The sequence below is a fragment of the Pseudomonas sp. FDAARGOS_380 genome, assembly GCF_002591235.1.
GTDB lineage: Bacteria > Pseudomonadota > Gammaproteobacteria > Pseudomonadales > Pseudomonadaceae > Aquipseudomonas > Aquipseudomonas salmasensis.
In genome coordinates, this window is sequence record NZ_CP023969.1 from 6103209 (window position 1) to 6125586 (window position 22378).

Genomic DNA, 22378 nt, shown 5'->3' on the forward strand with positions numbered 1-22378 from the left:
GGGCGGCATTATACATGCGATGCCCTACTCTAAAGAGGGCAATTTCCCCAGAGACCACGCGCACGATGACCGGTGAGATCAACCTTCCTCCACTGCCGCCCACCTCAGCCCCCGGACCCGGGCCGCTGCCGGCTGCCGGCGAGCTGCTCAAGCTGCTGGAACCGCAGGCCGGGTTGATCGGCCCGGGGAAAACCGTGAACGCCGAGGTCATCGCGCTTAAACAAGGCGGCGAGGCCTTTCAACTGCTGCTCAAGTTGACCCTCGAAGGCGGTCGCCAGACCCTGGTGCAGGCCAGCAGTGCCCAGCCCTTGCCCCTGGGCAGCAACGTGGCGGTGAGCCAGACGCCTGCGGGCAACCTGGCCATCACCTTGCAGCAAGCCATGAGCGCCAACGTGGCCGCCCTCACACGCCTCGACACCACGCAAATGCCGGTGGGCACGCTGCTGCAAGCCAAGGTGCTGACCACGCAGATGCTGCCCCAGGGCACGGCGCAACCGGCAATCTATCGCTCGCTGGTGAGCGTGCTCAATAACGCCCTGGCCGGTGCCACCCTGGCGTTGGAAAGCCCTCAGCCGCTGAGGGTGGGCAGCTTGCTCAGTGCCGTGGTGCAGAACGCGCAAACCCTGAACTTCGTACCGCTGAGCGGCTTGAAAGACCAACTGGCCGTGGCGCAACAACTCGCCACTCAGCAAAGTCGCCAAGGCTCGCTGGACGCGGTGTTTACCGCCTTGCAAAACCTGCCCCGTGGCGACAGCACATCGGCCGAGCTGCGGGCCGCCGCCGAGCGATTATTGGCGGCCTTGCCCGATCTGGCACAGGTCAGCAACCCCAAGGTGCTGGCCCAGGTGGTGCAGAACAGCGGCGCCTTTCTGGAAGCCAAATTGCTCGCCGGCCAGAACCCGCAAATCCCACCGCTGGACATGAAAGGCGCGCTGTTGCGGCTGGTCGCAGACCTGCTGCCCGCCCTGCCCGCCAGCACCAACCTGAATGCGATCCTCGCCGCCAATACCCTGGCCCAGGTGTTGCCACACTTTGTGCGCAGCCCGTTGAACACCCTCGGCCAGGTCGGCGCCCGCCAGATCCCCGCCGGCTTCCCGCTGCCCGAAAGGCTGATGGCAAAACTGGAAGGTGAAGGCGACCTGGAAAACCTGCTGCGCCTGGCCGCCGGGGCGATCTCGCGCTTGCAGAGCCATCAACTGTCGAGCCTGGAACAGACCGGCACCACCGCCGACGGCCGCCTGCAAACGACCTGGCAGTTGGAAATCCCCCTGCGCACTCTGCAAGACATCGTGCCGTTGCAGGTCAAGTTCCAACGCGAGGAGCCCGCGCCAGACAAGGACCAGCCCGAGCGCAAAGATAAAAAAGACCCTAAGCAAATGCTCTGGCGCGTCGAACTGGCCTTCGACATGGAGCCGCTGGGCCCCTTGCAGGTTCAGGCGCAGTTGTCCCAGGGCAAACTGTCCAGCCAACTGTGGGCCAGCCGCCCGTTCACCGCCAGCCTGATCGAAAGCCACTTGGGCAGCCTGCGCGAGCGCCTGGTGTCATCCGGCCTCAACGTCGGCGACCTGGATTGCCATCTGGGCACACCGCCACGCGGGCCAAAAACCGGACTGGAGCAACGCTGGGTGGATGAAACCGCATGAAAAACGCCGCCCCACCCCGCCAGGCCATCGCCCTCAAGTACGACGGCCAACAGGCCCCCACCCTGACGGCCAAAGGCGATGATGCCCTGGCCGAAGCCATCCTCAAATTGGCACGGGAGAACGAAGTCCCCATCTATGAAAATCCCGAGCTGGTGAAACTGCTGGCGCGCATGGAACTGGGCGACAGCATTCCGGAAGAGCTGTACCGCACCATTGCCGAAATCATTGCATTTGCCTGGACATTGAAGGGCAAGTTCCCGGTGGGCTACGACCCGGATGCGGGGCCGGTGGAGCGGGACGTCACTGAACAGGGTGACGATTACTGATTGCTCATGAGCTCCATACACATCCAACTGTGGGAGCTGGCTTGCCTGCGAAGACGGCCTGGCAGTCAACACAGTTGGACCGGGTACATATCCGTTATTTAGGTAACGGCCACCTAGGGTTCCGCTCTGACAGCGGCTCACTTTTGAAAAGCGCAAAAGTAAGCAAAACGCTCTTGCCCCACCACTCGGCACCTCGCCTAGGCTCGGTGTGCCCGTAATCCGCCAGTGATTTGGGGGGCCGCCGCCACGCGCCATCCATGGCGCGGGGCGGCTAAACCGGCGTCCTGCCGGTTTACCCCCCAAATCCCTGTCGAATTCCGGCCAGCGTGGTTTAACGGGGCGCCTAAGATCAAGATCAAGAGCGGCTCGCTTCGCATCGTGGTTACCCGGTGGCTGCGGCGAACTGCACAGTTGTGTAGATACCTATGCTGCGATAGCGGCGGTTCAGTCGGCCCATTTGTTCCTGATACAACGACATAGCGATCAACGGTAACTACGATGCGAAGCGAGCCGCTCTTGATCTTGATCTGCTTTTGATCTCAGGCGCCCCGTTAAACCACGCTGGCCGAACGCAGGCTTGAATTCGTGGGTAACCCGGCAGGACGCCGGGTTAGCCGCCCCGCGCCATGGATGGCGCGTGGCGGCGGCCCACGGATTCAAGCCTGTGTTCGGGCACACCGAGCCTAAGCGAGGTGCCGAGTGGTGGGGCAAGAGCGTTTTGCTTACTTTTGCGCTTTTCAAAAGTGAGCCGCCGTCAGGGCGGAACCCTAAGTGGCCGTTACCGCAGGCATGGATATGTACTCGGAATAACAGTGTCGACTGTAAGGCCGCCTTCGCGAGCAAGCCCGCTCCCACAAGTTGGATCGTTGGGGTGTCAGGTAGATAGGGGGCGGCTGGCAGGCCGCCATCGCAGGCAAGCCAGCTCCCACATTTTTAGCGCACGGGTCAGTTCAGCACTTCACTCAAGGGAATAAAATTGACCCGGTCGCCAATGGCCAACGTGGTCCCCTCCATCACCTCCACAAACCCCTCAGCCCATGCCGCACTGCGCAGCACCCCGGAGCTTTGGTTGCGGTAGATGATCGCCTTGCCCTGTTCGATCCGCCCACGCAGGTACTCGCGACGGTTGCCAGGCTTGGGCCAGACAAACCCTGCCGGCACTTCGAAGCGCAGCGGCTGCACCTCCAGCACACCTTGACGGCGTAGCAGATAAGGGCGCGCCAACAGCGCAAAGGTCACCAGGGTCGAGGCCGGGTTGCCCGGCAGGCCGATCACCGGCACGCCACGAAAATGCCCGAAGGTCAGCGGCTTGCCCGGCTTGATCGCCAGCTTCCACAACGCCAGCTCTCCCTCTTCGCGCAAAGCAATGCCGAGGAAGTCCGCCTCGCCCACCGACACACCGCCGGTCGAGAGGATCAGGTCAACGCTGCCCAACCCCGCCAGGCGCGTGCGGGTCTGTTCCAGATCATCCGGCAAAATCCCGGCATCAATCACTTCACAGCCCATGCGCGCCAACCAACTGCACAGCACGCGGCGGTTGCTGTTGTAGATCTGCCCCGGGCCGAGCGGCAGCCCTGGCTCGATCAGTTCATCGCCGGTCGACAACACGGCCACGCGCACGCGTCGCACCACCTCAAGTCGATCACGCCCAAGGGACGCGGCCAAACCCAGCTCGATGGGGCCCAGGCGGGTGCCGGCATTGAGTACGGTCTCGCCAACGGTGGTTTCCTGGCCCTGGGGACGGATGTTGTCGCCCCTCTGCAACGGCTCGGTGAAACTCACGCGCTGGTCGGCATGCACCACGGCGTTTTCCTGCATCTGCACGCAGTCCGCACCCTGGGGCACCGGTGCGCCGGTAAAAATGCGTGCGCAGGTGCCTACCGCCAAGGGTTCAGGGGCAGTGCCGGCGAAAACACGCTGGCTCACCACCAAGGGTTCGCCGGCCCAGTCCGCCAGGCGCACGGCATAGCCGTCCATGGCACTGTTGGGCCACGGCGGCAGGTCGAGTGTGGAAATCAGGTCCTGGGCCAATACCCGGCCATCACACTCAGCCAGGGGCAGCACTTGCTGTTCGCGGATCGGCGCCGCGGCGGCCATGTCGAGCAAACGTTGCAAGGCCGCTTCCACCGGCATCAGGGCGCCGGTCTTGCCGGGCTTATCCACGGGATTCACAAGGTTCGGCCTGCTTCAGATGCGGGACGAAATTGCACGGGCGGTGACGGTTATCCAACTGCTCGGCGAGGATGCCGTCCCAACCGGTGCGCACGGCATTGGTGGAGCCTGGCAGGCAGCACACCAGGGTGCCATTGGCCAACCCCGCCAGGGCGCGCGATTGCACGGTGGAGGTGCCGATATCGGCCACGGATATCTGGCGGAACAGCTCGCCGAAACCATCGACCTGCTTGTCGAGCAGGCAGCTCACGGCTTCAGGCGTGCTGTCGCGGCCGGTGAAGCCGGTGCCGCCGGTAATCAGCACCACTTGCACCACGTCTTCGGCGATCCAGTGGGCCACCTGGGCGCGGATCTTGTAGAGGTCGTCCTTGAGCAGCACGCGCTCGGCCAAGTGGTGGCCGGCGGCGGTGAGGCGGTCGACGAAGACCTGGCCGGAGGTGTCAGTCTCCAGGGTACGGGTGTCGCTGACGGTCAATACAGCAATATTGAGGGGTACAAAGGGCGCATCGGCCTTGGCTTTCATGGCACGGTCCGGTTGTCGAAGGAACAGCCCGATGTTATATCACAGGCCCCTGTTTACCTGCCGCAGCGCAACCATCATGAGCTTTGAATTTTCCTCCCTGCCGTGTTCAATCCTGTTGTTGGCCGGAGGTCGCGGCCAGCGCATGGGCGGCCAGGACAAAGGGCTGCTGGAATGGCAAGGCCAGCCCTTGATCGCCCACCTGCACCAGCTGGCCCGGCCGCTCACCGATGACCTGATCATCTCGTGCAACCGCAACCATGAACGCTACGCGCCCTATGCCGACCAACAGGTGAGCGATGACAACCCGGACTTCCCCGGCCCGCTGGCCGGTATCCGTGCGGGACTCTTCGCCGCACGCCATGCGCATCTGCTGATCTTGCCTTGCGATGTGCCGCAGATCGATGCGCAATTGCTGGCCGACCTGCGTGCGACCTCACGACGCAACCCGCAGCTACCGGTGATGGTGCGCCAGGGTGAAGACTGGGAACCCTTGCTGTGCATCATCCCCACTGGCCTGAAAAACCAGGTGGAACAGGCGTGGCAAGCGGGTGAACGCAGCCCGCGCAAGCTCTGGTTGCAACTGGGCGCGGTGGCCCTGCAATGCCCGGCCAATGACCCGCGCCTGGCCAATCTTAATACGCCCGAGCTGTTGCACCCCGGGGCTGGCATGTCAGAATGAAGCCTGCACAAGGAACTTTGCCGGCGTCCCGTACGTCACAAGGTCAGCAATTTAAAAGTATTCTCTCGGAGACAAACTCATGACTCAACGGACCATCGCCGCTCTCATGCTTGCACTGGGCCTCGCTACCCTCGCCGGTTGCGCTTCGCCAACAGTGATCACCCTGAATGACGGTCGCGAAATCCAGGCCGTCGACACCCCGAAGTACGATGAAGATTCGGGCTTCTACGAATTCGAACAACTGGACGGCAAGCACACCCGTATCAACAAAGATCAGGTTCGCACCGTTAAAGACCTGTAAGCCTTAGCGCTTGCACACAAGGCCCGCCTCGCGCGGGCCTTGTTGTTCCTGGGGTTTACCAGTCGAGGGTGATCTGGCTGCGGAAGCTGCGCTCCTGGCCGCTCACCGGGTCGATAAAGCGCACGCCCTGGGCCAACAGCTTGAGTGGCTTGGCGTAATCGTCCTCGGCATCCTTGATCACTTCGGGGTAGAACGGGTCATTGCAGATGCTCGCTCCCAGCGCCGTCATATGCACGCGCAACTGGTGCTTCTTGCCGGTCACCGGGAACAGGCCGTAGCGCCATAGATCGCCATTTTTCTCGCGCACCTCTACCGCCGTCTCGGTGTTGCTGGCGCCCGGCCCTTCCTGCATGCGAAAGAAAGGTTCGCCATCCACCAGGCGGCTTTTGTGCACCAACGGGAAAGTAAGGTGCGGCAAGGCCGGGGCGATGGCTTCGTAGAATTTGTCGATACGCCGCGTGGGAAACAGTTGCTGATAGGCCGAGCGGCTGTGCGGGTTAGCGGAGAACAGCACCAACCCCGCCGTATGCCGGTCGATGCGGTGCAGAGGTACCAGGGCGGGGTTGTCCAGACGCCGGATCAAGCGCCGCAACAAGGTGTGCTCGACGTACTCGCCAGCGGGTGTCACTGGCAGGAAATGCGGTTTGTCCGCTACCACCAGGTGCTCATCGGCGTACAGGATGCTTTCCTGCACCGGAATCACTTTTTCGTTGGGCACTTCGCGAAAATAATAAATGCACAGGCCTTCCTTGTAGCCCAGGCCCAGACTGATCGGGCTGCCGTTGACATCCAGCACCCGGCCTCGGGCAATGCGGTCCAGCCACTGTTCACGGCCAATAGCCGGGAAATGTGCGCATAGGCAGTCGAGCACCGTCACCCAGGAGCCCGGCGGCAAGTACAGGGTGCTGGCTTGGTGCTGGGAGGGAGAAAAACCGGAAGTGGACATGCTGACGCTCAAAGCCTGGAAAACAGGCGGGCATTATCGCCCATGGCGTGCGATTGCCTAGGGCCTATCTCAGGCCTTGGCCAGTTGAGCCCGCAGCACCGGCGAGGCGCTCGCCTCCTCGGTGAATTCCTTGAGCCAGCGCAGCACGTCCACCGCTTCCCAACGGCCTGGGTCATACAGCGCGTAGAGCAAGCCCTGATAACCCACCACATCCAATTGCTTGTGATAACCGGCGCGCTGGAACAGCGCCTCGATTTCCGCGAAGCAGGTGTTGAAATGCACTTTGTTAAACGGCGTCTTGCCTTCCGTGACCAGGCCATCGAGGCGCAGCTCGTTCACCGCGTCGCGCACCACATCGGCGGACATGCGATTGACGCTGCTTTTAAGTTGTTCAACATTCACCACGGGCGTTCCCTCTATTCAATCGCTGTACGAATATACAGTAACTGAATATTTGAAAAGCCGCCATCGCATAAATCTCAGCGCAGGAAGGCAACCACCTGCTCGGTGTCGAACGGCCAGTCCAGTTCCGCCCCGGTGTCCGTGCGGCGAAGCACCGGAATCCGCAGGCCGTAGACGTCTGTCAGGTCCTGGGGATCGGTGATATCCACCAACTCCACCAACAGCCCGTGTTCGACGAGCGGCATGATTTCGGCTTCGGCGATATCACATAGATGGCAACCCAGGGTGCCGAACAGCTGGCATTCAGGAAGCATGATGAAAGGACTCAGGTCACAAAACGAACCTCCATTCTAAGCCCAACAAGTCCGTTGTAGGAGCGAGCTTGCTCGCGAAAAATTCCGGTGCGCCGCGTTCATTCAAGAACCCCGCGTTATCGTTGACGTTTTTCGCGAGCAAGCGCGCTCCTACGGTGTAAAAAGCCTGACCCAGATCACCATGGCCTATAACTGATTCAGCAATGCTTGCGGCTTTTTGCCGCTCACCCTGCAACGGAGATGCCTGTGTTCGCCAACCTGCTAATTATCCTGGCCTCATCCCTGGTGGTGATTGCGCTGTTTCGCCGGCTGCAACTGCCGCCTGTGCTGGGCTACCTGTGCGTTGGCCTGGCAGTGGGGCCCACCGCGCTGGACTGGGTCAATGACAACGAAGACCTGCCGGACCTGGCGGAGATGGGCGTGGTGTTCCTGCTGTTTTCCCTGGGGCTTGAGTTTTCCCTGTCGAAAATGTTGGCGCTGCGCAGCGTGGTATTCGGCCTGGGCAGCCTGCAAGTGTTGGGGTGTGGGGCATTGCTGGGCGTATTACTGATGGGCTTTGGCCTCGCACCCGGCATCGCGTTGCTGCTGGGCGCCGGGCTGGCGTTATCGTCCACGGCCATTGTCAGCAAGGAGTTGACCAGCCTCGGTGAGATCTTCAGCAGTCATGGCCAGAATGCGATTGGCGTGTTGCTGTTTCAGGACGTCGTGGCGGTGTTGCTGCTGACGTTGGTGCCGGTGTTTGCCGGCAGCAGTGACCAGGCCTGGTACTGGGCGCTGCCGCTGACCCTGGGCAAGACCGTGGTGCTGTTCGTGGGCCTGTTGCTCGCCAGCCGCTGGTTGCTGCCGCGCTTGTTCCGTGAAGTCGCCGCGTCCCATTCGGCGGAGCTGTTTGTGCTGCTGGCGTTGGTGATTGTCTTGCTCACCGCCTGGCTCACCCACCTGCTGGGCCTGTCCCCTGCCCTCGGTGCGTTCCTGGCCGGCATGCTGCTGGGCGAGAGCCATTACCGACACCAGATCGAAGCGGATATCCGCCCGTTTCGCGACATCCTGCTGGGGCTGTTTTTTGTCAGCATCGGCATGCTTATCGACCTGCAGTTGTTCGTCAGCCACAGCCTGTTGATCCTCGGCCTGACGATCGCGTTGATGCTGGTCAAAGGCATGGTGGTCGCGGCGCTGGTCAAATGGCGTAACAGCGACACCGAAACGGCCTGGCGCAGCGGCCTGGCACTGGCCCAGGGCGGCGAGTTCTGTTTTGCGCTGATGGCGCAGATGCAGCAGAGCCGGTTGATTCCCGATGAGTTCAACGGCTTGCTATTGGCCGCCACCTTCTGCTCGATGCTGCTGACACCGCTGCTGTTGCGTGCGGCACCGGCCGTTGCCCTGCGCCTGCACCGCAAGCCCAACCAGCAAGTGCAACTGGAGCAGATCACCGCGCTCAATGCCCAACTGCACGGGCACGTAGTGATTTGCGGGTATGGCCGCGTAGGCCAGTCCATTGGGCGCTTTATGCGCCGCGAACAACAGGCGTTTATCGCCCTGGATGATGACCCCGAACGGGTGCAGGAAGCCGCCACCGAGGACAGCAGCGTGCATTACGGCGACTGCCGCCGTGGCGCCTTGCTCAGCGCCGTCGGCCTGGAGCGGGCGCGGTTGGTGGTGATCGCGGTGGACAACAGTGATGTCGCCCTGGTGGTGCTCAAGGAGGCGCGACAGATCAACCCCGACGTACCGATCCTGGTGCGCACCCGCGATGACAGCCAGTTGGCTGAGCTCAAGGCCGCGGGCGCCAGCGAAGTGGTGCCCGAGTTGCTGGAATCAAGCCTGATGCTCGCCGCCCATGCGCTGATCCTGCTGGGCCTGCCGGACCAACAGGTACAGGCGCGGGTGGATGAGGTACGGCACAACCGCTACCGCCTGCTACACGGTTTTTACCCGCCGCCACATACAGAGGAAGAAGCGCCGATCAATCCTGACTGACCGCGCCGATCTTGTGGATCGACAGGTCCGCACCGTAATACTCCTGTTCCTGAGTCAAGCGCAGCCCTTGCACGCGCTTGATCACGCCGTACACCAGCAAGCCGCCGCCAAACGCCACCGCCATGCCCAGCCCGGTGCCGATCAACTGGCTGATCAGGCTCACACCACCCAGCCCACCCAGGGCGGTCTGCCCGAAGATGCCGCAGGCAATGCCGCCCCACACACCACACAAACCATGCAACGGCCACACGCCCAGCACGTCGTCGATCTTCCAGCGAGACTGGGCGGCGATAAAGCACCACACGAACAAACCGCCAGCGACCACACCCGTGACCAGCGCGCCCACCGGGTGCATCAGGTCGGAACCGGCGCAGATCGCCACCAGCCCGGCCAAGGGACCGTTGTGCAGGAAACCCGGATCGTTGCGGCCAATCACCAAAGCAGCCACGGTGCCACCGACCATGGCCATCAGCGAATTGACGGCCACCAGGCCACTAACGCCATTGAGGGTTTGCGCGCTCATCACGTTAAAGCCGAACCAGCCCACGATCAGAATCCACGAGCCCAGCGCCAGGAAGGGAATGCTCGACGGCGCAAACGCCACCAGGCGCCCTTCACGGTAACGTCCATTGCGCGGGCCCAGCAGCAACACCGCCGCCAGCGCCAGCCAGCCACCCATGGCGTGCACCACCACGGAGCCGGCAAAGTCGTGGAAGCTGGCGCCAAAGGTTGCGAGCAGCCAGGCTTGCAGGCCAAAGTTGCCGTTCCACACCAGGCCTTCGAAGAACGGGTAAATAAACGCCACGATCAGCGCGGTGGCACACAACTGCGGCGCAAACTTCGCACGCTCGGCAATCCCGCCGGAAATGATCGCCGGAATCGCCGCGGCAAACGTCAGCAGGAAGAAAAACTTCACCAGGCCGTAACCATGATCGGCGCTGATCACGGCGGCTGGTTGCAGGAAGCTCACACCGTAGGAGATCCAATAGCCTATAAAGAAATAGGCCAGCGTTGAAATCGCAAAATCACTGAGGATTTTCGACAAGGCGTTGACCTGGTTCTTCTGGCGTACCGTGCCGACTTCAAGGAAGGCAAAGCCGGCGTGCATGGCCAGTACCATGACCGCGCCAATCAGGATGAACAGGGTGTTGGAACTGTGGACAAGGGTGTCCACTGCGCTTTGCAAGTTTTCCATGGAGGTTGGCAGGCCTGCATCAAGGCAAAAAGCACCAAAGCGGTTCAAGCCGGGGTTTCGCGCACTAAATTGGCACCGCCGGCTTCGCCCTTCTTCAGAGAGCGTGAACCGCTTTAGCGCAGCAATCAACACATCAGGCCGTTGCCGACAGGGTTTTTCCGCGAAGTTAAGTGATTTAGGGTAAGGTTTTTCAAGGTTTTTACCTCGACCGCCCGGATTCAGCGCAGGCCCTAAAGCCTGCGCACCAAGGCAAAGCAAAAGCTGTACCACACAATTGCACTGAACCTTCAGCCAACGCCGCGACTCGAAACCACACGTACAGATCAGCTACCCACGGAGACAACCATGGCCGGTAAAACAGCAAAGACTGCTCAAGAGATACTGATGGAGGATTTTCAAACCCTGGTCAGCGATACCGAAAAGTTGCTGGACGACACCGCCGTGCTGGCCGGTGACCAGGCTGACGAGCTGCGCACCAAGATCCACGAAAGCCTGCTCAAGGCCCGCGAGACCCTGCAATTGACTGAAGACTCGTTGCGCGAGCGCGGCCAGGCGGCGATCACTGCCACCGAAGACTACGTGCAAGCCAACCCATGGCAGTCAGTCGGCATTGCTGCCGGCGTAGGCTTTTTGATCGGTCTGCTGGCTACAAGGCGCTAACCATGTCTATCGGCGAATCCAGCTCATCTTCGAGTGCACATTCCTCAGCAAGCGGTTCGACTTCCCGACGCCTGGGCGCAGCTGTGCTGGGCTTGCTGCACAGTCACGTCGAGTTGTTCGGCATCGAGTTACAAGAGCAAAAGGCCCGCACCGTCAGCCTGTTGCTGTTTGCCGGCCTGGCGTTGGTGTTTGCCCTGCTGTTGCTGGTGGGGTTGTCGACGCTGGTGATGATCCTGGTGTGGGACACGGGCTATCGACTCACCGGTATCATCTGCCTGTGCGTGTTCTATAGCCTGGCCGCTGCATTCTGCGGTGTGCGTTTGAAAGCGGCGGTGTTCGATGAGTCCACGCCCTTCCACGCCACGCTCGAAGAGCTGGCCAATGACCGGGAGCGCCTGCTGCCATGAGCATGACTGAGATCCCGCAAAACACGTCACGCCGGGAAATGCGCAAAGCCTTGATCCGCCTGCGCATGGAAATGCACCGCCAGGAAATCCGGCATGAGTCCCAACAACTCATGGCGCCCCTGCACAAGATGCGCAACATGCGCCACAACTGGCAGGACAGCCTGGGCATCAAGCACGCGCCGTTGTGGGGCGTGGCGGCGGTCACGCTGATGGGCTTCTTTACCGGCAAAGGCGCCAAGGGCGGCAGCATCAGCAGCATCACGCGCCTGGTGCGGCTGGGTGCCGGGTTGATCCCGCTGATCAAGTTGGCCATGCAAAGCTCTTCGCGCAAAAGCTGATACGCGGGAGCCGACGACCGCAATGACCAGACACCTGCTGGTCATTGCGGTTTTTTGCGCTGGCTGTTAATTGATATCGACTCGGCTTACCGCTGGATTCGCTTGCACCACAAAAGCCGAAGCGGGAAGCTGGAACTGTCATTCATCTTACGGAGAACCTGCGCCTTGGATTGGCCCACCCTGCTGACCCGCGAACGTCTTGGAAAACCCCTGCACAGCCCTGAAGAACTGGGCCGCAGCCCCTTCCACAAAGATCACGACCGCATTATTTTCTCCGGCGCGTTCCGGCGCCTGGGGCGCAAGACCCAAGTGCACCCGGTTTCGAGTAACGACCATATCCATACACGCTTGACCCACTCCCTGGAAGTCAGCTGCGTGGGGCGCTCACTCGGTATGCGCGTAGGCGAAACCCTGCGTAGCGCCCTGCCCGACTGGTGCGACCCGAGCGATCTGGGCATGGTGGTGCAATCGGCCTGCCTGGCCCATGACATCGGCAACCCGCCGTTCGGGCACTCGGGCGAAGACGCCATTCGCCACTGGTTCCAACAGGCCGCCGGGCGCGGCTGGCTGGATGACATGAGCAGCGCCGAACGCAATGACTTCCTGAACTTCGAAGGCAATGCCCAGGGCTTTCGGGTGCTCACCCAACTTGAATACCATCAGTTCGACGGCGGCACGCGGCTGACCTACGCCACCTTGGGCACTTACCTCAAATACCCCTGGACCGCCCGCCACGCCGACTCGCTGGGGTACAAGAAACACAAGTTCGGCTGTTACCAGAGCGAACTGCCGATTCTTGAGCAGATCGCCCACAAGCTTGGCCTGCCCCAGTTGGAGGAGCAACGCTGGGCACGTCACCCGCTCGTCTACCTGATGGAGGCCGCCGACGATATCTGCTATGCGCTGATCGACCTGGAAGACGGCTTGGAAATGGAGCTTCTGCAGTACGCCGAAGTCGAGTCGCTGCTGCTGAACCTGGTCGGCGATGACCTGCCGCAAACCTATCGCCAACTGGGCCCAATGGACTCACGTCGCCGCAAGCTGGCGATCCTGCGCGGCAAAGCCATCGAACACCTGACCAATGCGGCGGCGCAGGCGTTTGTCGAACAGCAGGACGCCCTATTGGCCGGCACGCTGCCCGGTGACTTGGTGGAACACATGCATGGCCCGGCAAAGCGCTGCGTGCTGGATGCCAAGGACATGGCACGCAAGAAGATCTTCCAGGACAAGCGCAAGACGTTGCATGAGATCGGGGCCTATACCACCCTCGAAATCCTGCTGAATGCCTTTTGTGGCGCGGCCCTGGAACAACATGGCGGGCGCACGCCGTCGTTCAAGAACCGGCGCATTCTCGATTTGCTGGGCAATAGCGCGCCGGACCCCGCCTGGCCGCTGCACGCCTCTTTCCTGCGCATGATCGACTTCATCGCCGGTATGACCGACAGCTACGCCACCGAAATGGCACGGGAAATGACCGGGCGCTCCAGCCCTCAATAACGACTCCATCCAACTGCCTGTTCCCTGAAGCGAATTGCCCTACGATGGGAACAGAGCAGCCTGATCGAATTCGTACAGGCGCACGAAGAATAATCACGCGCGCCCCAACGGACCCGCCGAGTAATTCCTACTGCCCCCATCGACGCTTGCCTTACTGTGTGCTCTTTATGCCCAGCTATTCTCTTCGTATTCTTTTGGTGGAGGATCACCCCTTTCAACTCATGGCCACCCAGTGCCTGCTCAGAAGCTTCGGCTTCGATCAACTGACCCCGGTGGAAAATGCCGAGCAAGCCATACGCGTGATGAGTCAGTCCGAACACCCTTTCGACCTGATGTTATGCGACCAATGCCTGCCCGACCTGCCCGGGCTTGAACTGGTGGAAATCGCCAGCCGCCGACGCTTCATCACCAGCGCTATCTTGTTAAGCGGTTTACCCACTTCGGAATTGGTTAACCTGACGATACAAGCCGCACAACGAAGTCTCCCCCTCCTAGGCTACTTATCAAAACCTTTGAACAAAGATGAACTTGAGCGATTAGTCCGCTCAACTTTTAACCCACTCCTGTAGGATTTTAAACATCCCCTACAACGAAAAAGGATTCGGGGCCCGCCGTAAATCTCCAAGCCTCCCTTCTTGCCTGGCTCATCCTCAAAACGCTCACATGCCCTGTCACGATTACCTAACAACTTGTAGGCCTATACCTTTTTAAATGTAGGAACTTTCCTGTTCTGCATCTACTCCGTGCGAGCTTCATACTGTGCACTCACCTTCTGAGCTAATGTGCCCGCTTTATCTGCACCTGCATGGAAAGTGACTATGAACACAGTTTTTATTATCGATGACCACCCCGTTATCCGGCTTGCCATTCGAATGTTGCTGGAGCACGAAGGTTACAAAGTCGTCGGCGAAACAGATAACGGGTGCGATGCCATACAGATGGTCCGTGAATGCCTTCCAGACCTGGTGATTCTCGACATCAGCATCCCGAAACTTGATGGCCTTGAGGTGCTCTGCCGGTTCAATGCCATGAACACCTCGATGAAAACCCTGGTCCTCACGGCCCAATGCCCCACGCTGTTTGCCACGCGCTGCATGCGCTCGGGGGCCGAAGGCTACGTGTGCAAGGAGGGTGACCTGAGCGAGTTGCTGAGTGCCATTCGCGCGGTGCTGTCCGGCTACAACTACTTCCCCAGCCAGGCTTTGAATGGCCCCGGAACCGAAGGCATGGATGCTCAAGAGCTGGAACTGTTCAAGACCGTCAACGACCGGGAACTGATGGTCCTGCAACTGTTTGCACAGGGCCGCACTAACAAGGAAATCGCCAAAGGCATGTTCTTAAGTAACAAGACCGTCAGCACTTATAAAAAGAGACTCATGCAAAAACTCCAAGCCAAATCCTTGGTTGACCTCATCGAGATGGCAAAACGAAACGCGCTAGTGTGAGAAAGCGGATGCCCAGGCGTATAAAGGACTATCTAATAATATTAAGTGCCGGTTTGTACTTCAGCACGACTGTGCTCGCTGAGCACCAAACCAGCCCGGAACGCTTCACCCTCTTGAGTCGCGCGGGAGCTGTTCAACTGGACACTCATTTTGACAAGGCCCAACGCCAGTGGCTGCAGAACAAACGTGAACTAACGCTGGGTACATCCACCCCTGACTACCCGCCCTTTGACCTCACTTCCAGCGGCCATGATTACGAAGGCCTTACCGCCGACTATGCAGGACTGCTGGCCAAGGCACTCTCCCTGCCCATCACTGTGATGCGCTACCCCTCCCGAGCGGCGGCCATTCGTGCCCTGGAAGCCGGGGAAATTGACCTGCTGGGCTCCTCCAACGGGTTTGAAGCTGCAACGCCGAACCTTATCCTCTCCGAACCCTATGCCGTGGACCAGCCGGTGCTGGTCACGCGCGAGGGAGAAACCCGCAGCCTCAGCGAAGGCCTCGACGGGCTGCGCCTGAGCCTTGTCTATCACTACCTGCCGCTCAATGAGGTGGAAAAGTTGTACCCCAAGGCGATCATCCGCGCCTACCCGTCTTATCAAAATGCCTTGAATGCAGTGGCCTTCGACCAGGCGGATGTGTTTCTCGGTGACACCATTTCCACCCATTACATGATCAACAAGGGCTATCTCAAAAACATTCGCATGGCCAACTTCGGCAAGCATGAAGCGTATGGTTTCAGTTTTGCCACACGCCAGGACAACCGGATGCTCCTCAGCATTGTCGATTCAGCCCTGGCCTCGGTGCCCATCAACGAAAGGGACAGCATTGCCAAGCGCTGGAGCGCCGGCAGCGACATTCTGCTGACCGACCAGAAACTGCAACTGACCCAGCGCGAAGAGCGTTGGCTCAAAGAGCATCCGGTGGTCACGGTGATCGTCAACGAAACCTTCGCGCCCCTGACGTTCTTCGATGCGGACGGCAACTTTCGCGGCATCACCGCTGACTTGCTGGAGTTGATTCGCCTGCGCACCGGCCTGCGTTTTTCGGTGCAGCGCGGCCGCGAGGTCGGCGCGATGATAGAACAGGTCGCGGCCCAGAAAGTCGATATGATCGGCGCCATCGTGCCCAGTAACGAACGAGATTCGCAGCTTAATTTCAGCCGCCCCTACCTGGAAAACTCCTATGTATTGTTGACACGCAGAGAGCAAGGTGCCCCCTCGAACATGGAGCAGATGGCAGGAAAGCGTCTGGCAATCACCCGAGGCAGCCCACTGGCCGCGACCTTGAGCAAAGACTTCCCGCAGGTTCAACTGGTGGAAACCAGTGATACGTTCAGAGCATCGGAGCTGCTCGCACAGGGACAAGTGGATGGGGCCGTGAACACCCTGGTGATCGCCAACTACTTCCTGTCTTCCCAGGTCTTCCAGGATAAATTGCAAATCAGCGCCAGCATCGGCACGACCCCTGCGACCTTCACCCTGGCCACCTCGCGTCAAGCCACGGAGTTGAGCTCGATCCTCGACAAGGCCCTGCTCAGCATCGCCCCGGATGAAATGGGTGTGATCAACAGCCGCTGGCGTGGCTACACCGCCGCATCCGACAGCTACTGGCGTAATTACCATCAACTGATCGCGCGCATCATCATCGGCACCGGGCTGCTGCTATTGATCTCCCTGGCCTGGAACGCCTACATGCGTCGCCAGATCAAGCATCGAAAAATGGCCGAACGCGCCCTCAACGATCAGTTCGAGTTCATGCGTGCACTGGTCAATGAGACGCCCCATCCGATCTACGTGCGCGACCGCAATGGGCTGTTGCAGACCTGTAACGACAGCTACCTGCAGGTGTTCGATGTCAAGCGCGAAGAGGTGATCGGCAAAAGCGTGACCCAGATGACCATGGCCCTGGCCTCGGAGGCCGCCCAGTATCATGCTGACTATCTGCGCGTCGTCGCCGAGGGTAACCCGCTGATCCTTGATCGCAGCTTGCATATCCACGACAGGAAACTGACCATCTATCATTGGATCCTGCCCTACCGCGACTCCACGGGTGAAGTCCAAGGCATCATCGGTGGCTGGATCGATATCAGTGACCGACGCCAGCTATTCGATGAACTACGCGCTGCCAAGGAGCGCGCCGACGAAGCCAATCGCGCCAAGAGCACGTTCCTGGCCACCATGAGCCACGAGATTCGCACGCCGATGAACGCCGTGATCGGCATGCTCGAACTGACGCTCAAGCGCGCCGACCAAGGGCACCTTGACCGTCCGGCGATCGAGGTGGCGTACAACTCGGCCAGGGACCTGCTGGAGCTGATCGGTGACATTCTCGACATCGCGCGTATCGAGTCTGGCCGCCTCAGCCTGGCGCCGGAGCGCGTCAACCTGCGGGAGGTGATTGAATCAGTGGTGCGCGTCTTCGACGGGCTGGCACGCCAGAAAACCCTCAGCCTGCTGCTGGAGTTCAAACCCGATCTGAACGATATCGAGGTGCTGATAGACCCGCTGCGCTTCAAGCAGGTGCTATCGAACCTTGTGAGCAACGCGATCAAGTTCACCGAACAGGGCCAGGTCAAGATCAAGGTTGAGCTGCAGCCTACCCAGGCCCCGGAGCAGATCGAACTGAGACTGGTGGTGGAAGACACCGGCATCGGCATCAGCCGGGAAGACCAGTTGCGCCTGTTCGAACCTTTTGCCCAAGCGGACAACTCCGGGCAACTGGCCCGCAGTGGCGCGGGCCTGGGGCTGGTGATCTGCCGCAGCCTGTGCGCGATGATGGGCGGCCAGTTGAGCCTGAGCAGCGTGCCCATGGTAGGCACCCAGGTGCACGTCAACCTGAGCATGCCTCGCCTGCAAGCGATCCAGGCGGAGGGTGAACACACGCCGCAAACGCCGGCCACCGCACTGGTGCTTAACGTACTGGTGGTAGACGACCACCCGGCGAACCGCCTGCTGATGTGCCAGCAACTGGGCTACCTGGGGCATAAATTCACCGCTGCCGAGCACGGTGCGGCGGGGTTCCAGGCCTGGCGTAAAGAGCATTTCGACCTGGTGATTGCCGACTGCAACATGCCCATCATGAATGGCTATGAACTGAGTCGCTCAATCCGTGAGTATGAGCAGCGCGAACAATTGGTGCCCTGCGTGGTACTGGGCTTTACCGCCAATGCCCAGCCAGAAGAAAGGCAACGATGCGTGCAGGCCGGCATGGATGACTGTCTGTTCAAGCCCATCAGCCTCACCGTACTGGAGCGCCAACTGGCACACATTGTCCCTAAAGCCGTGCACCAACGACTGGACCTCCAATGCCTGGAAGCGTTGACCGGCGGTGACCCCCATTTGAGTCGACGCCTGCTGGAGGAACTACTGAGCAGCAGCCATCAAGACCGCCAGATCCTTAGCGAACTGCTGGATCGACACGCTCCACTCTCGGAAATCATTGAGCAAGCCCACAAGATCAAGGGCGCAGCCCGTATCGTGCAAGCCCATTCATTGGCGGGGCAATGTGAAGCCTTGGAGCAAAGCTGTTCGCGCAATGAGGAATGGGCCGTGATCGAAAGCGGTATCAAGGCCCTGGAACAACTCATGCAAGCACTGGAAAAGATGCTGCAGGTTCAACTGGATGAGCTGCAAAGCCAATAAGCGCCAGGGTCGGTAGGGGTAACGCGCCCCTACCCCAACCTGCCTCACCAGCCGCTTCAGCAGTCGGTCAACCGCAGGAAAATCTCCGCCAGCCGCTCAATGCCCACCTGGTCCTGAGGGGTGAACCGGGCCAGCAATGGACTGTCGAGGTCAAGAACGCCAATCAGGTGACCGTCCTTGACCAAGGGCACTACCAATTCACTGTTCGAAGCGCTGTCACAGGCAATATGGCCTGGGAACGCGTGCACATCCTCCACGCGCTGGGTTTGCCGCGTTGCCGCAGCCGCACCACACACGCCACGACCAAACGGAATGCGCACACAGGCGATCTGCCCCTGGAAGGGCCCAAGTACCAACTCTTCATTGCGATTGAGGTAAAAGCCCGCCCAGTTCAAGTCATCCAACTGGTTGAACAGGAACGCGGAAAACTGCGCACTGTTGGCAATAAAATCGCGCTCATCAGCCAACAGTGACTCCAGTTGCGCACACAGCATGGCATAGCCATCAAGGCCGCTGCCGGCCTGTTGTAAATCGATCATGGTTGACGTTCCAACAATTTAAGACCCACCCAGTAACGGGCGAATTGATAGGCGCACCGGCCATTGCGGTTGCCGCGCCCAGTGGCCCAACGCACCGCGAGGACATCAAGCTGCTCATCGCGCTGCCACTGCAAGCCGGCCTTGCTGGCCAACTCGCCGATCCAGTGCTCCACCACATCCAAGAAATGCTCCTGGCTAAACGGGTAGAACGACAGCCACAGGCCAAAACGATCCGACAAAGCAATCTTGTCTTCAACCGCCTCGCTCGGGTGCAATTCGCCATCCACGCGCTTCCAGTTGTCATTGTCGCTCTGGTTTTCCGGCACGAGGTGGCGACGGTTGGACGTGGCATACAGCAGCACGTTTTCCGGCGCCTGTTCCAGGGAGCCATCGAGCACGCTCTTGAGCACGCGATAATCGCCTTCGCCCGCTTCAAACGACAAGTCATCGCAAAACAGAATAAAGCGTTGGGGTAGCTTGAGCAGTTGCTCGACCACCCGCGGCAGGTCCGCCAGGTGGTCACGCTCGATCTCGATCAAGCGCAGGCCCGCCTTGGCGTGCTGGGCGAGCAAGGCCCGGACCATGGAAGACTTGCCGGTGCCACGCGAACCCCATAACAGCGCATGGTTGGCGGGCAAACCGTCGAGAAACTGTTGGGTGTTGCGCGCCAGTTGCTCGCGTTGTTTATCGACACCGATCAGGTCCGACAGGCGCATGTCCAGGCTGACCTCCAGCGGCAACAGGAAGCCACTGCGACCTTCGCGCTGCCAACGGGCGGCCAGGCATTGGCTCCAGTCGATCGCTTGGCGCGGGGCGGGTAACAACGGTTCCAGGCGAGCCAGCACCGCATCGGCGCGCTCAAGAAAGGCATTCAATCGAGAATCCACAGCTATTCCTCTGGCAACTTCTTGCAAAAGATGGCGTATTGGCAACCCTGCGGCACACTGCATGGGCTGCATCAAAAAAACGATTCATGCCGGGCGAGCCAAAGCTTGTGGATGTTCAGCTATGCTTGCCGGGCGAAGGGAAACGCTAAGTGGTTCAACACTCGATGGATATCAAGTTCGCCCACCGCTTGTCTTATAAACAAGCCAGATTGACTGTGCTGGTCGGTTTCGTCTTGGGAACCCTGCTCAGCCTGATCCAAATCGGCATTGATTATGCCAGTGAAGACGCATCCATCAACCGTGAAATACGCTCACTGATTGAAATCAGCCACAACCCGGCGTCACGCATCGCCTACAACATCGATGCCGAACTCGCCCAAGAACTGACCCTGGGCCTGCTGCACTCCCCTGCCATCATCCGCGCGCAGTTGATCGACAACAATGGCGTGGTGCTGGCCGACGTCAACCGCCCGCGCAAAGAAAGCAACTATCGGCCCGTCAGCGATTTTCTGTTTGGGGCCAATCGCCAGTTCGAAGACCGGCTGTTTCTCAGCCATATGCCCAACGACTCACTCGGTGTGCTGCGCCTGGACGTCGATACCTATGCCTTTGGCAGCCGTTTCCTGCATCGCGCCGAGATCACCCTGCTCAACGGCTTCGCCCGCAGCCTGCTGCTCACCGGGATTTTACTCGGCCTGTTCTACGTAATGCTCACCCAACCGCTGGTGCGCATTATCCGCGAGCTGAGCACACGCAAACAGGCGCGCCTGGATTGCCCGCCGGGGCACGAACACGATGAAATCGGCGTGCTGGTCAACGTCGCCAACCAACAATTCGAGAACATGGAAACCGAGATCCAGCAGCGGCGCCACGCCGAGGACCGCCTCACGGAGTACCTGGGGCAACTGGAAAATATCGTTTCGGCGCGCACCCTTGAACTCAAGGCCAGCAACCAACGCTTGAGCCAGTCCAACGATGAGCTGGAGGCGGCGAAAATGACAGCGCTGGGCATGGCCCAGGCGCGGGCGGCGTTCCTGGCCAATATGAGCCATGAAATCCGCACGCCACTCAATGGGCTGCTGGGCATGATTGCCCTGTCACTGGACAGCCCGCTGACCGCCGAACAGCGCCAGCAACTGTCCATTGCCCATGACTCAGGCAAAGTGCTGGTGGAGTTGCTCAACGATATCCTCGACCTGTCCAAATTCGACGCCGGCCAGCTGGAACTGGAGCATATCCCCTTCGACCTGGGCTCCCTGGTGGAGGACACCGCCAACCTGCTGTCGCAAAACGCCGCGCCCAGTGTGGAGCTGACCTGCCTGATCGACCCGCAATTTCCCGCCCAGGTGATCGGTGACCCGACCCGTGTGCGGCAAATCGTCAGCAACCTGCTCTCCAATGCCTTGAAGTTCACCCGCTTCGGCCGCGTCGATGTGCGCCTGCGCGCCTCGGCAGGCCGGGTCAGCATCGAAGTGTGCGACACCGGCATTGGCATCGCCCAGGAAGCCCAGGTGAAAATTTTCCAGCCGTTCACCCAGGCCGGTGCTGGCATCACCCGTCAGTTTGGCGGCACGGGTTTAGGCCTGGCATTGACCCATAACCTGTGCGAAGCCATGCAAGGCCGCTTGAGTATCAGCTCGGAGGTGGGCTTTGGCAGCCAGTTCTGCGCCGATCTACCGCTGCCCGCGCATTTGCCTGCCACACGCTATGCACCGCTCACGGGCGAGGTGATCGCCATCACCAACGCCGGCGGCGGGCTGACGGAGCTGCTCACCACGCTATTGCCCTCTTGGGGGCTGACGCCGCGCTGCTATTCCCAGGACGATGATCTGAGCGGGTTGGCGCCCGACCTGTTGATCACCGACTGCCCTGAATGCTTGTTCCGCTTGCGCCCGGGCATCAGCGCGCCGATTCTGCTGGTCACCGCCTACGGCAACTTTTTGCCCAGCGAAGAAGTCGCGGCCCTGGCGCCGCTGCAGCAACAAGCCCGCCCGTTGAGCCGTAACGCGCTGTACCAGATCCTGCAACGCAACCTGCGCAGCGACGCGCAACTGGTGCTCGACCCGGTCCAGATAGAAACCGCACCGCTTGCGCACCGCGCGCGCATCCTGTTGGTGGAGGACAACGCGGTCAACCAACTAGTAGCCAAGGGAATGCTCAGCAAGCTCGGGTGCGAGGTAATCGTCGCTGCCCATGGCGGCGAAGCCCTCAAGCTGCTGGAGGACCAGCGCTTCGATATGGTGTTGATGGACTGCAACATGCCCGTGATGGATGGCTATGAGGCCAGCCGACAGATTCGCCGCAGCGGGCGTTGGCCGGACTTGCCCATCGTGGCCTTGACCGCCAACGCGATGGCCGAAGAACGCGAGCGTTGCCGGGCCGCGGGAATGAACGATTACCTGGCCAAGCCGTTTCGCCGGGAAGAACTCAACGCGCTGCTGGAACTGTGGGTACCGAAGACCACCAGCCTCTGACGGGTACCC

General features: G+C 60.5%; 21 protein-coding genes. 13 read left to right on the forward strand and 8 right to left on the reverse strand.

The annotated features are described in order from the left end of the window. The first annotated feature begins 65 nt into the window (after positions 1–65). Positions 66–1643 carry a flagellar hook-length control protein FliK gene (locus CRN80_RS28350; protein ID WP_098952261.1) on the forward strand — a complete coding sequence of 526 codons (1578 nt, stop codon included), beginning with the start codon at positions 66–68 and terminating at the stop codon, positions 1641–1643. Beyond that, complete coding sequence (locus CRN80_RS28355) at positions 1640–1969, forward strand: EscU/YscU/HrcU family type III secretion system export apparatus switch protein (protein ID WP_003189945.1); 330 nt, start codon at positions 1640–1642, stop codon at positions 1967–1969. The genes CRN80_RS28350 and CRN80_RS28355 overlap by 4 nt, the downstream gene beginning before the upstream one ends. A gap of 945 nt (positions 1970–2914) precedes the next feature. On the opposite strand, the gene glp is transcribed toward CRN80_RS28355, so the two are convergent. Together glp and moaB are read right to left on the reverse strand one after the other, a co-directional pair. Continuing rightward, complete coding sequence (gene glp / locus CRN80_RS28370) at positions 2915–4141, reverse strand: gephyrin-like molybdotransferase Glp (protein ID WP_098952265.1); 1227 nt, start codon at positions 4139–4141, stop codon at positions 2915–2917. Beyond that, positions 4125–4664, reverse strand: a complete 540-nt coding sequence (gene moaB, locus CRN80_RS28375) for a molybdenum cofactor biosynthesis protein B (protein ID WP_032892684.1) — start codon at positions 4662–4664, stop codon at positions 4125–4127. Before moaB ends, glp begins: the two co-directional genes overlap by 17 nt. A gap of 76 nt (positions 4665–4740) precedes the next feature. Here moaB and mobA point away from each other — a divergent pair, with 76 nt between their 5' ends. Further along, positions 4741–5343 (forward strand): molybdenum cofactor guanylyltransferase MobA, encoded by a 603-nt coding sequence (mobA, locus tag CRN80_RS28380; protein WP_098952710.1) that lies wholly within the window; start codon positions 4741–4743, stop codon positions 5341–5343. A 79-nt stretch (positions 5344–5422) separates the two neighbouring features. Beyond that, positions 5423–5644: a YgdI/YgdR family lipoprotein gene (locus CRN80_RS28385; RefSeq protein ID WP_003189935.1), complete on the forward strand. Its 222-nt coding sequence runs from the start codon at positions 5423–5425 to the stop codon at positions 5642–5644. A 55-nt stretch (positions 5645–5699) separates the two neighbouring features. Here the strand turns inward: CRN80_RS28385 and CRN80_RS28390 are convergent, their stop codons facing one another. The 3 genes from CRN80_RS28390 to CRN80_RS28400 form a co-directional block, all read right to left on the reverse strand. Then, positions 5700–6590, reverse strand: coding sequence for a pseudouridine synthase (locus tag CRN80_RS28390; protein ID WP_032892686.1), 891 nt, complete (start codon positions 6588–6590; stop codon positions 5700–5702). 69 nt (positions 6591–6659) lie between these two features. Further along, positions 6660–6995 (reverse strand): hypothetical protein, encoded by a 336-nt coding sequence (locus tag CRN80_RS28395; protein ID WP_032892689.1) that lies wholly within the window; start codon positions 6993–6995, stop codon positions 6660–6662. Positions 6996–7069: 74 nt separating this feature from the next. Next, complete coding sequence (locus tag CRN80_RS28400) at positions 7070–7306, reverse strand: glutaredoxin family protein (protein ID WP_032892690.1); 237 nt, start codon at positions 7304–7306, stop codon at positions 7070–7072. Between the two features lie 246 nt (positions 7307–7552). On the opposite strand from CRN80_RS28400, the gene CRN80_RS28410 reads away from it, so the two are divergent. Further along, entirely contained in the window at positions 7553–9283 is a 1731-nt protein-coding gene (locus CRN80_RS28410) for a monovalent cation:proton antiporter-2 (CPA2) family protein (protein ID WP_138183589.1), read from the forward strand. Here CRN80_RS28410 and CRN80_RS28415 read toward each other — a convergent pair. Beyond that, positions 9270–10478, reverse strand: a complete 1209-nt coding sequence (locus CRN80_RS28415) for an ammonium transporter (protein ID WP_098952270.1) — start codon at positions 10476–10478, stop codon at positions 9270–9272. The genes CRN80_RS28410 and CRN80_RS28415 overlap by 14 nt on opposite strands. A gap of 345 nt (positions 10479–10823) precedes the next feature. Between CRN80_RS28415 and CRN80_RS28420 the strand changes: the two genes are divergently transcribed. From CRN80_RS28420 to CRN80_RS28450, 7 genes are all read left to right on the forward strand, one after another. Continuing rightward, a complete protein-coding gene (locus CRN80_RS28420) occupies positions 10824–11138 on the forward strand; it encodes a YqjD family protein (protein WP_003189926.1) in 315 nt (104 codons plus the stop codon). A gap of 2 nt (positions 11139–11140) precedes the next feature. Then, positions 11141–11545, forward strand: coding sequence for a phage holin family protein (locus CRN80_RS28425; RefSeq protein WP_032892696.1), 405 nt, complete (start codon positions 11141–11143; stop codon positions 11543–11545). Beyond that, entirely contained in the window at positions 11542–11883 is a 342-nt protein-coding gene (locus CRN80_RS28430) for a hypothetical protein (protein ID WP_032892697.1), read from the forward strand. The genes CRN80_RS28425 and CRN80_RS28430 overlap by 4 nt, the downstream gene beginning before the upstream one ends. A 165-nt stretch (positions 11884–12048) precedes the next feature. Next, on the forward strand, positions 12049–13380 hold the full coding sequence (locus tag CRN80_RS28435) for a deoxyguanosinetriphosphate triphosphohydrolase (RefSeq protein ID WP_032892699.1): 1332 nt from the start codon (positions 12049–12051) through the stop codon (positions 13378–13380). 167 nt (positions 13381–13547) lie between these two features. Beyond that, the gene (locus CRN80_RS28440; RefSeq protein ID WP_098952272.1) at positions 13548–13949 is read left to right on the forward strand and encodes a response regulator; all 402 of its coding nucleotides are present in this window, start codon (positions 13548–13550) and stop codon (positions 13947–13949) included. 249 nt (positions 13950–14198) lie between these two features. Beyond that, positions 14199–14825, forward strand: coding sequence for a response regulator transcription factor (locus CRN80_RS28445; protein ID WP_003189917.1), 627 nt, complete (start codon positions 14199–14201; stop codon positions 14823–14825). Between the two features lie 8 nt (positions 14826–14833). Continuing rightward, positions 14834–18469: a transporter substrate-binding domain-containing protein gene (locus CRN80_RS28450; RefSeq protein WP_098952273.1), complete on the forward strand. Its 3636-nt coding sequence runs from the start codon at positions 14834–14836 to the stop codon at positions 18467–18469. A gap of 56 nt (positions 18470–18525) precedes the next feature. Here the strand turns inward: CRN80_RS28450 and CRN80_RS28455 are convergent, their stop codons facing one another. Together CRN80_RS28455 and CRN80_RS28460 are read right to left on the reverse strand one after the other, a co-directional pair. Beyond that, positions 18526–19008, reverse strand: coding sequence for a GAF domain-containing protein (locus CRN80_RS28455; RefSeq protein WP_032892706.1), 483 nt, complete (start codon positions 19006–19008; stop codon positions 18526–18528). Continuing rightward, on the reverse strand, positions 19005–19895 hold the full coding sequence (locus tag CRN80_RS28460) for an ATP-binding protein (protein ID WP_003189912.1): 891 nt from the start codon (positions 19893–19895) through the stop codon (positions 19005–19007). The genes CRN80_RS28455 and CRN80_RS28460 overlap by 4 nt, the downstream gene beginning before the upstream one ends. Before the next feature lie 164 nt (positions 19896–20059). On the opposite strand from CRN80_RS28460, the gene CRN80_RS28465 reads away from it, so the two are divergent. Continuing rightward, positions 20060–22369 (forward strand): response regulator, encoded by a 2310-nt coding sequence (locus tag CRN80_RS28465; protein ID WP_032892708.1) that lies wholly within the window; start codon positions 20060–20062, stop codon positions 22367–22369. Positions 22370–22378 lie beyond the last annotated feature (9 nt).

Bases quoted from the DNA above. Each gene is read 5' to 3' on its own strand.
- CRN80_RS28350 (WP_098952261.1), top strand. From the start codon at position 66: ATGACCGGTGAGATCAACCTTCCTCCACTGCCGCCCACCTCAGCCCCC.
- CRN80_RS28355 (WP_003189945.1), top strand. From the start codon at position 1,640: ATGAAAAACGCCGCCCCACCCCGCCAGGCCATCGCCCTCAAGTACGAC.
- moaB (WP_032892684.1), bottom strand. From the start codon at position 4,664: ATGAAAGCCAAGGCCGATGCGCCCTTTGTACCCCTCAATATTGCTGTA.
- mobA (WP_098952710.1), top strand. From the start codon at position 4,741: ATGAGCTTTGAATTTTCCTCCCTGCCGTGTTCAATCCTGTTGTTGGCC.
- CRN80_RS28385 (WP_003189935.1), top strand. From the start codon at position 5,423: ATGACTCAACGGACCATCGCCGCTCTCATGCTTGCACTGGGCCTCGCT.
- CRN80_RS28390 (WP_032892686.1), bottom strand. From the start codon at position 6,590: ATGTCCACTTCCGGTTTTTCTCCCTCCCAGCACCAAGCCAGCACCCTG.
- CRN80_RS28400 (WP_032892690.1), bottom strand. From the start codon at position 7,306: ATGCTTCCTGAATGCCAGCTGTTCGGCACCCTGGGTTGCCATCTATGT.
- CRN80_RS28415 (WP_098952270.1), bottom strand. From the start codon at position 10,478: ATGGAAAACTTGCAAAGCGCAGTGGACACCCTTGTCCACAGTTCCAAC.
- CRN80_RS28420 (WP_003189926.1), top strand. From the start codon at position 10,824: ATGGCCGGTAAAACAGCAAAGACTGCTCAAGAGATACTGATGGAGGAT.
- CRN80_RS28425 (WP_032892696.1), top strand. From the start codon at position 11,141: ATGTCTATCGGCGAATCCAGCTCATCTTCGAGTGCACATTCCTCAGCA.
- CRN80_RS28430 (WP_032892697.1), top strand. From the start codon at position 11,542: ATGAGCATGACTGAGATCCCGCAAAACACGTCACGCCGGGAAATGCGC.
- CRN80_RS28440 (WP_098952272.1), top strand. From the start codon at position 13,548: ATGCCCAGCTATTCTCTTCGTATTCTTTTGGTGGAGGATCACCCCTTT.
- CRN80_RS28445 (WP_003189917.1), top strand. From the start codon at position 14,199: ATGAACACAGTTTTTATTATCGATGACCACCCCGTTATCCGGCTTGCC.
- CRN80_RS28450 (WP_098952273.1), top strand. From the start codon at position 14,834: ATGCCCAGGCGTATAAAGGACTATCTAATAATATTAAGTGCCGGTTTG.
- CRN80_RS28455 (WP_032892706.1), bottom strand. From the start codon at position 19,008: ATGATCGATTTACAACAGGCCGGCAGCGGCCTTGATGGCTATGCCATG.
- CRN80_RS28465 (WP_032892708.1), top strand. From the start codon at position 20,060: ATGGATATCAAGTTCGCCCACCGCTTGTCTTATAAACAAGCCAGATTG.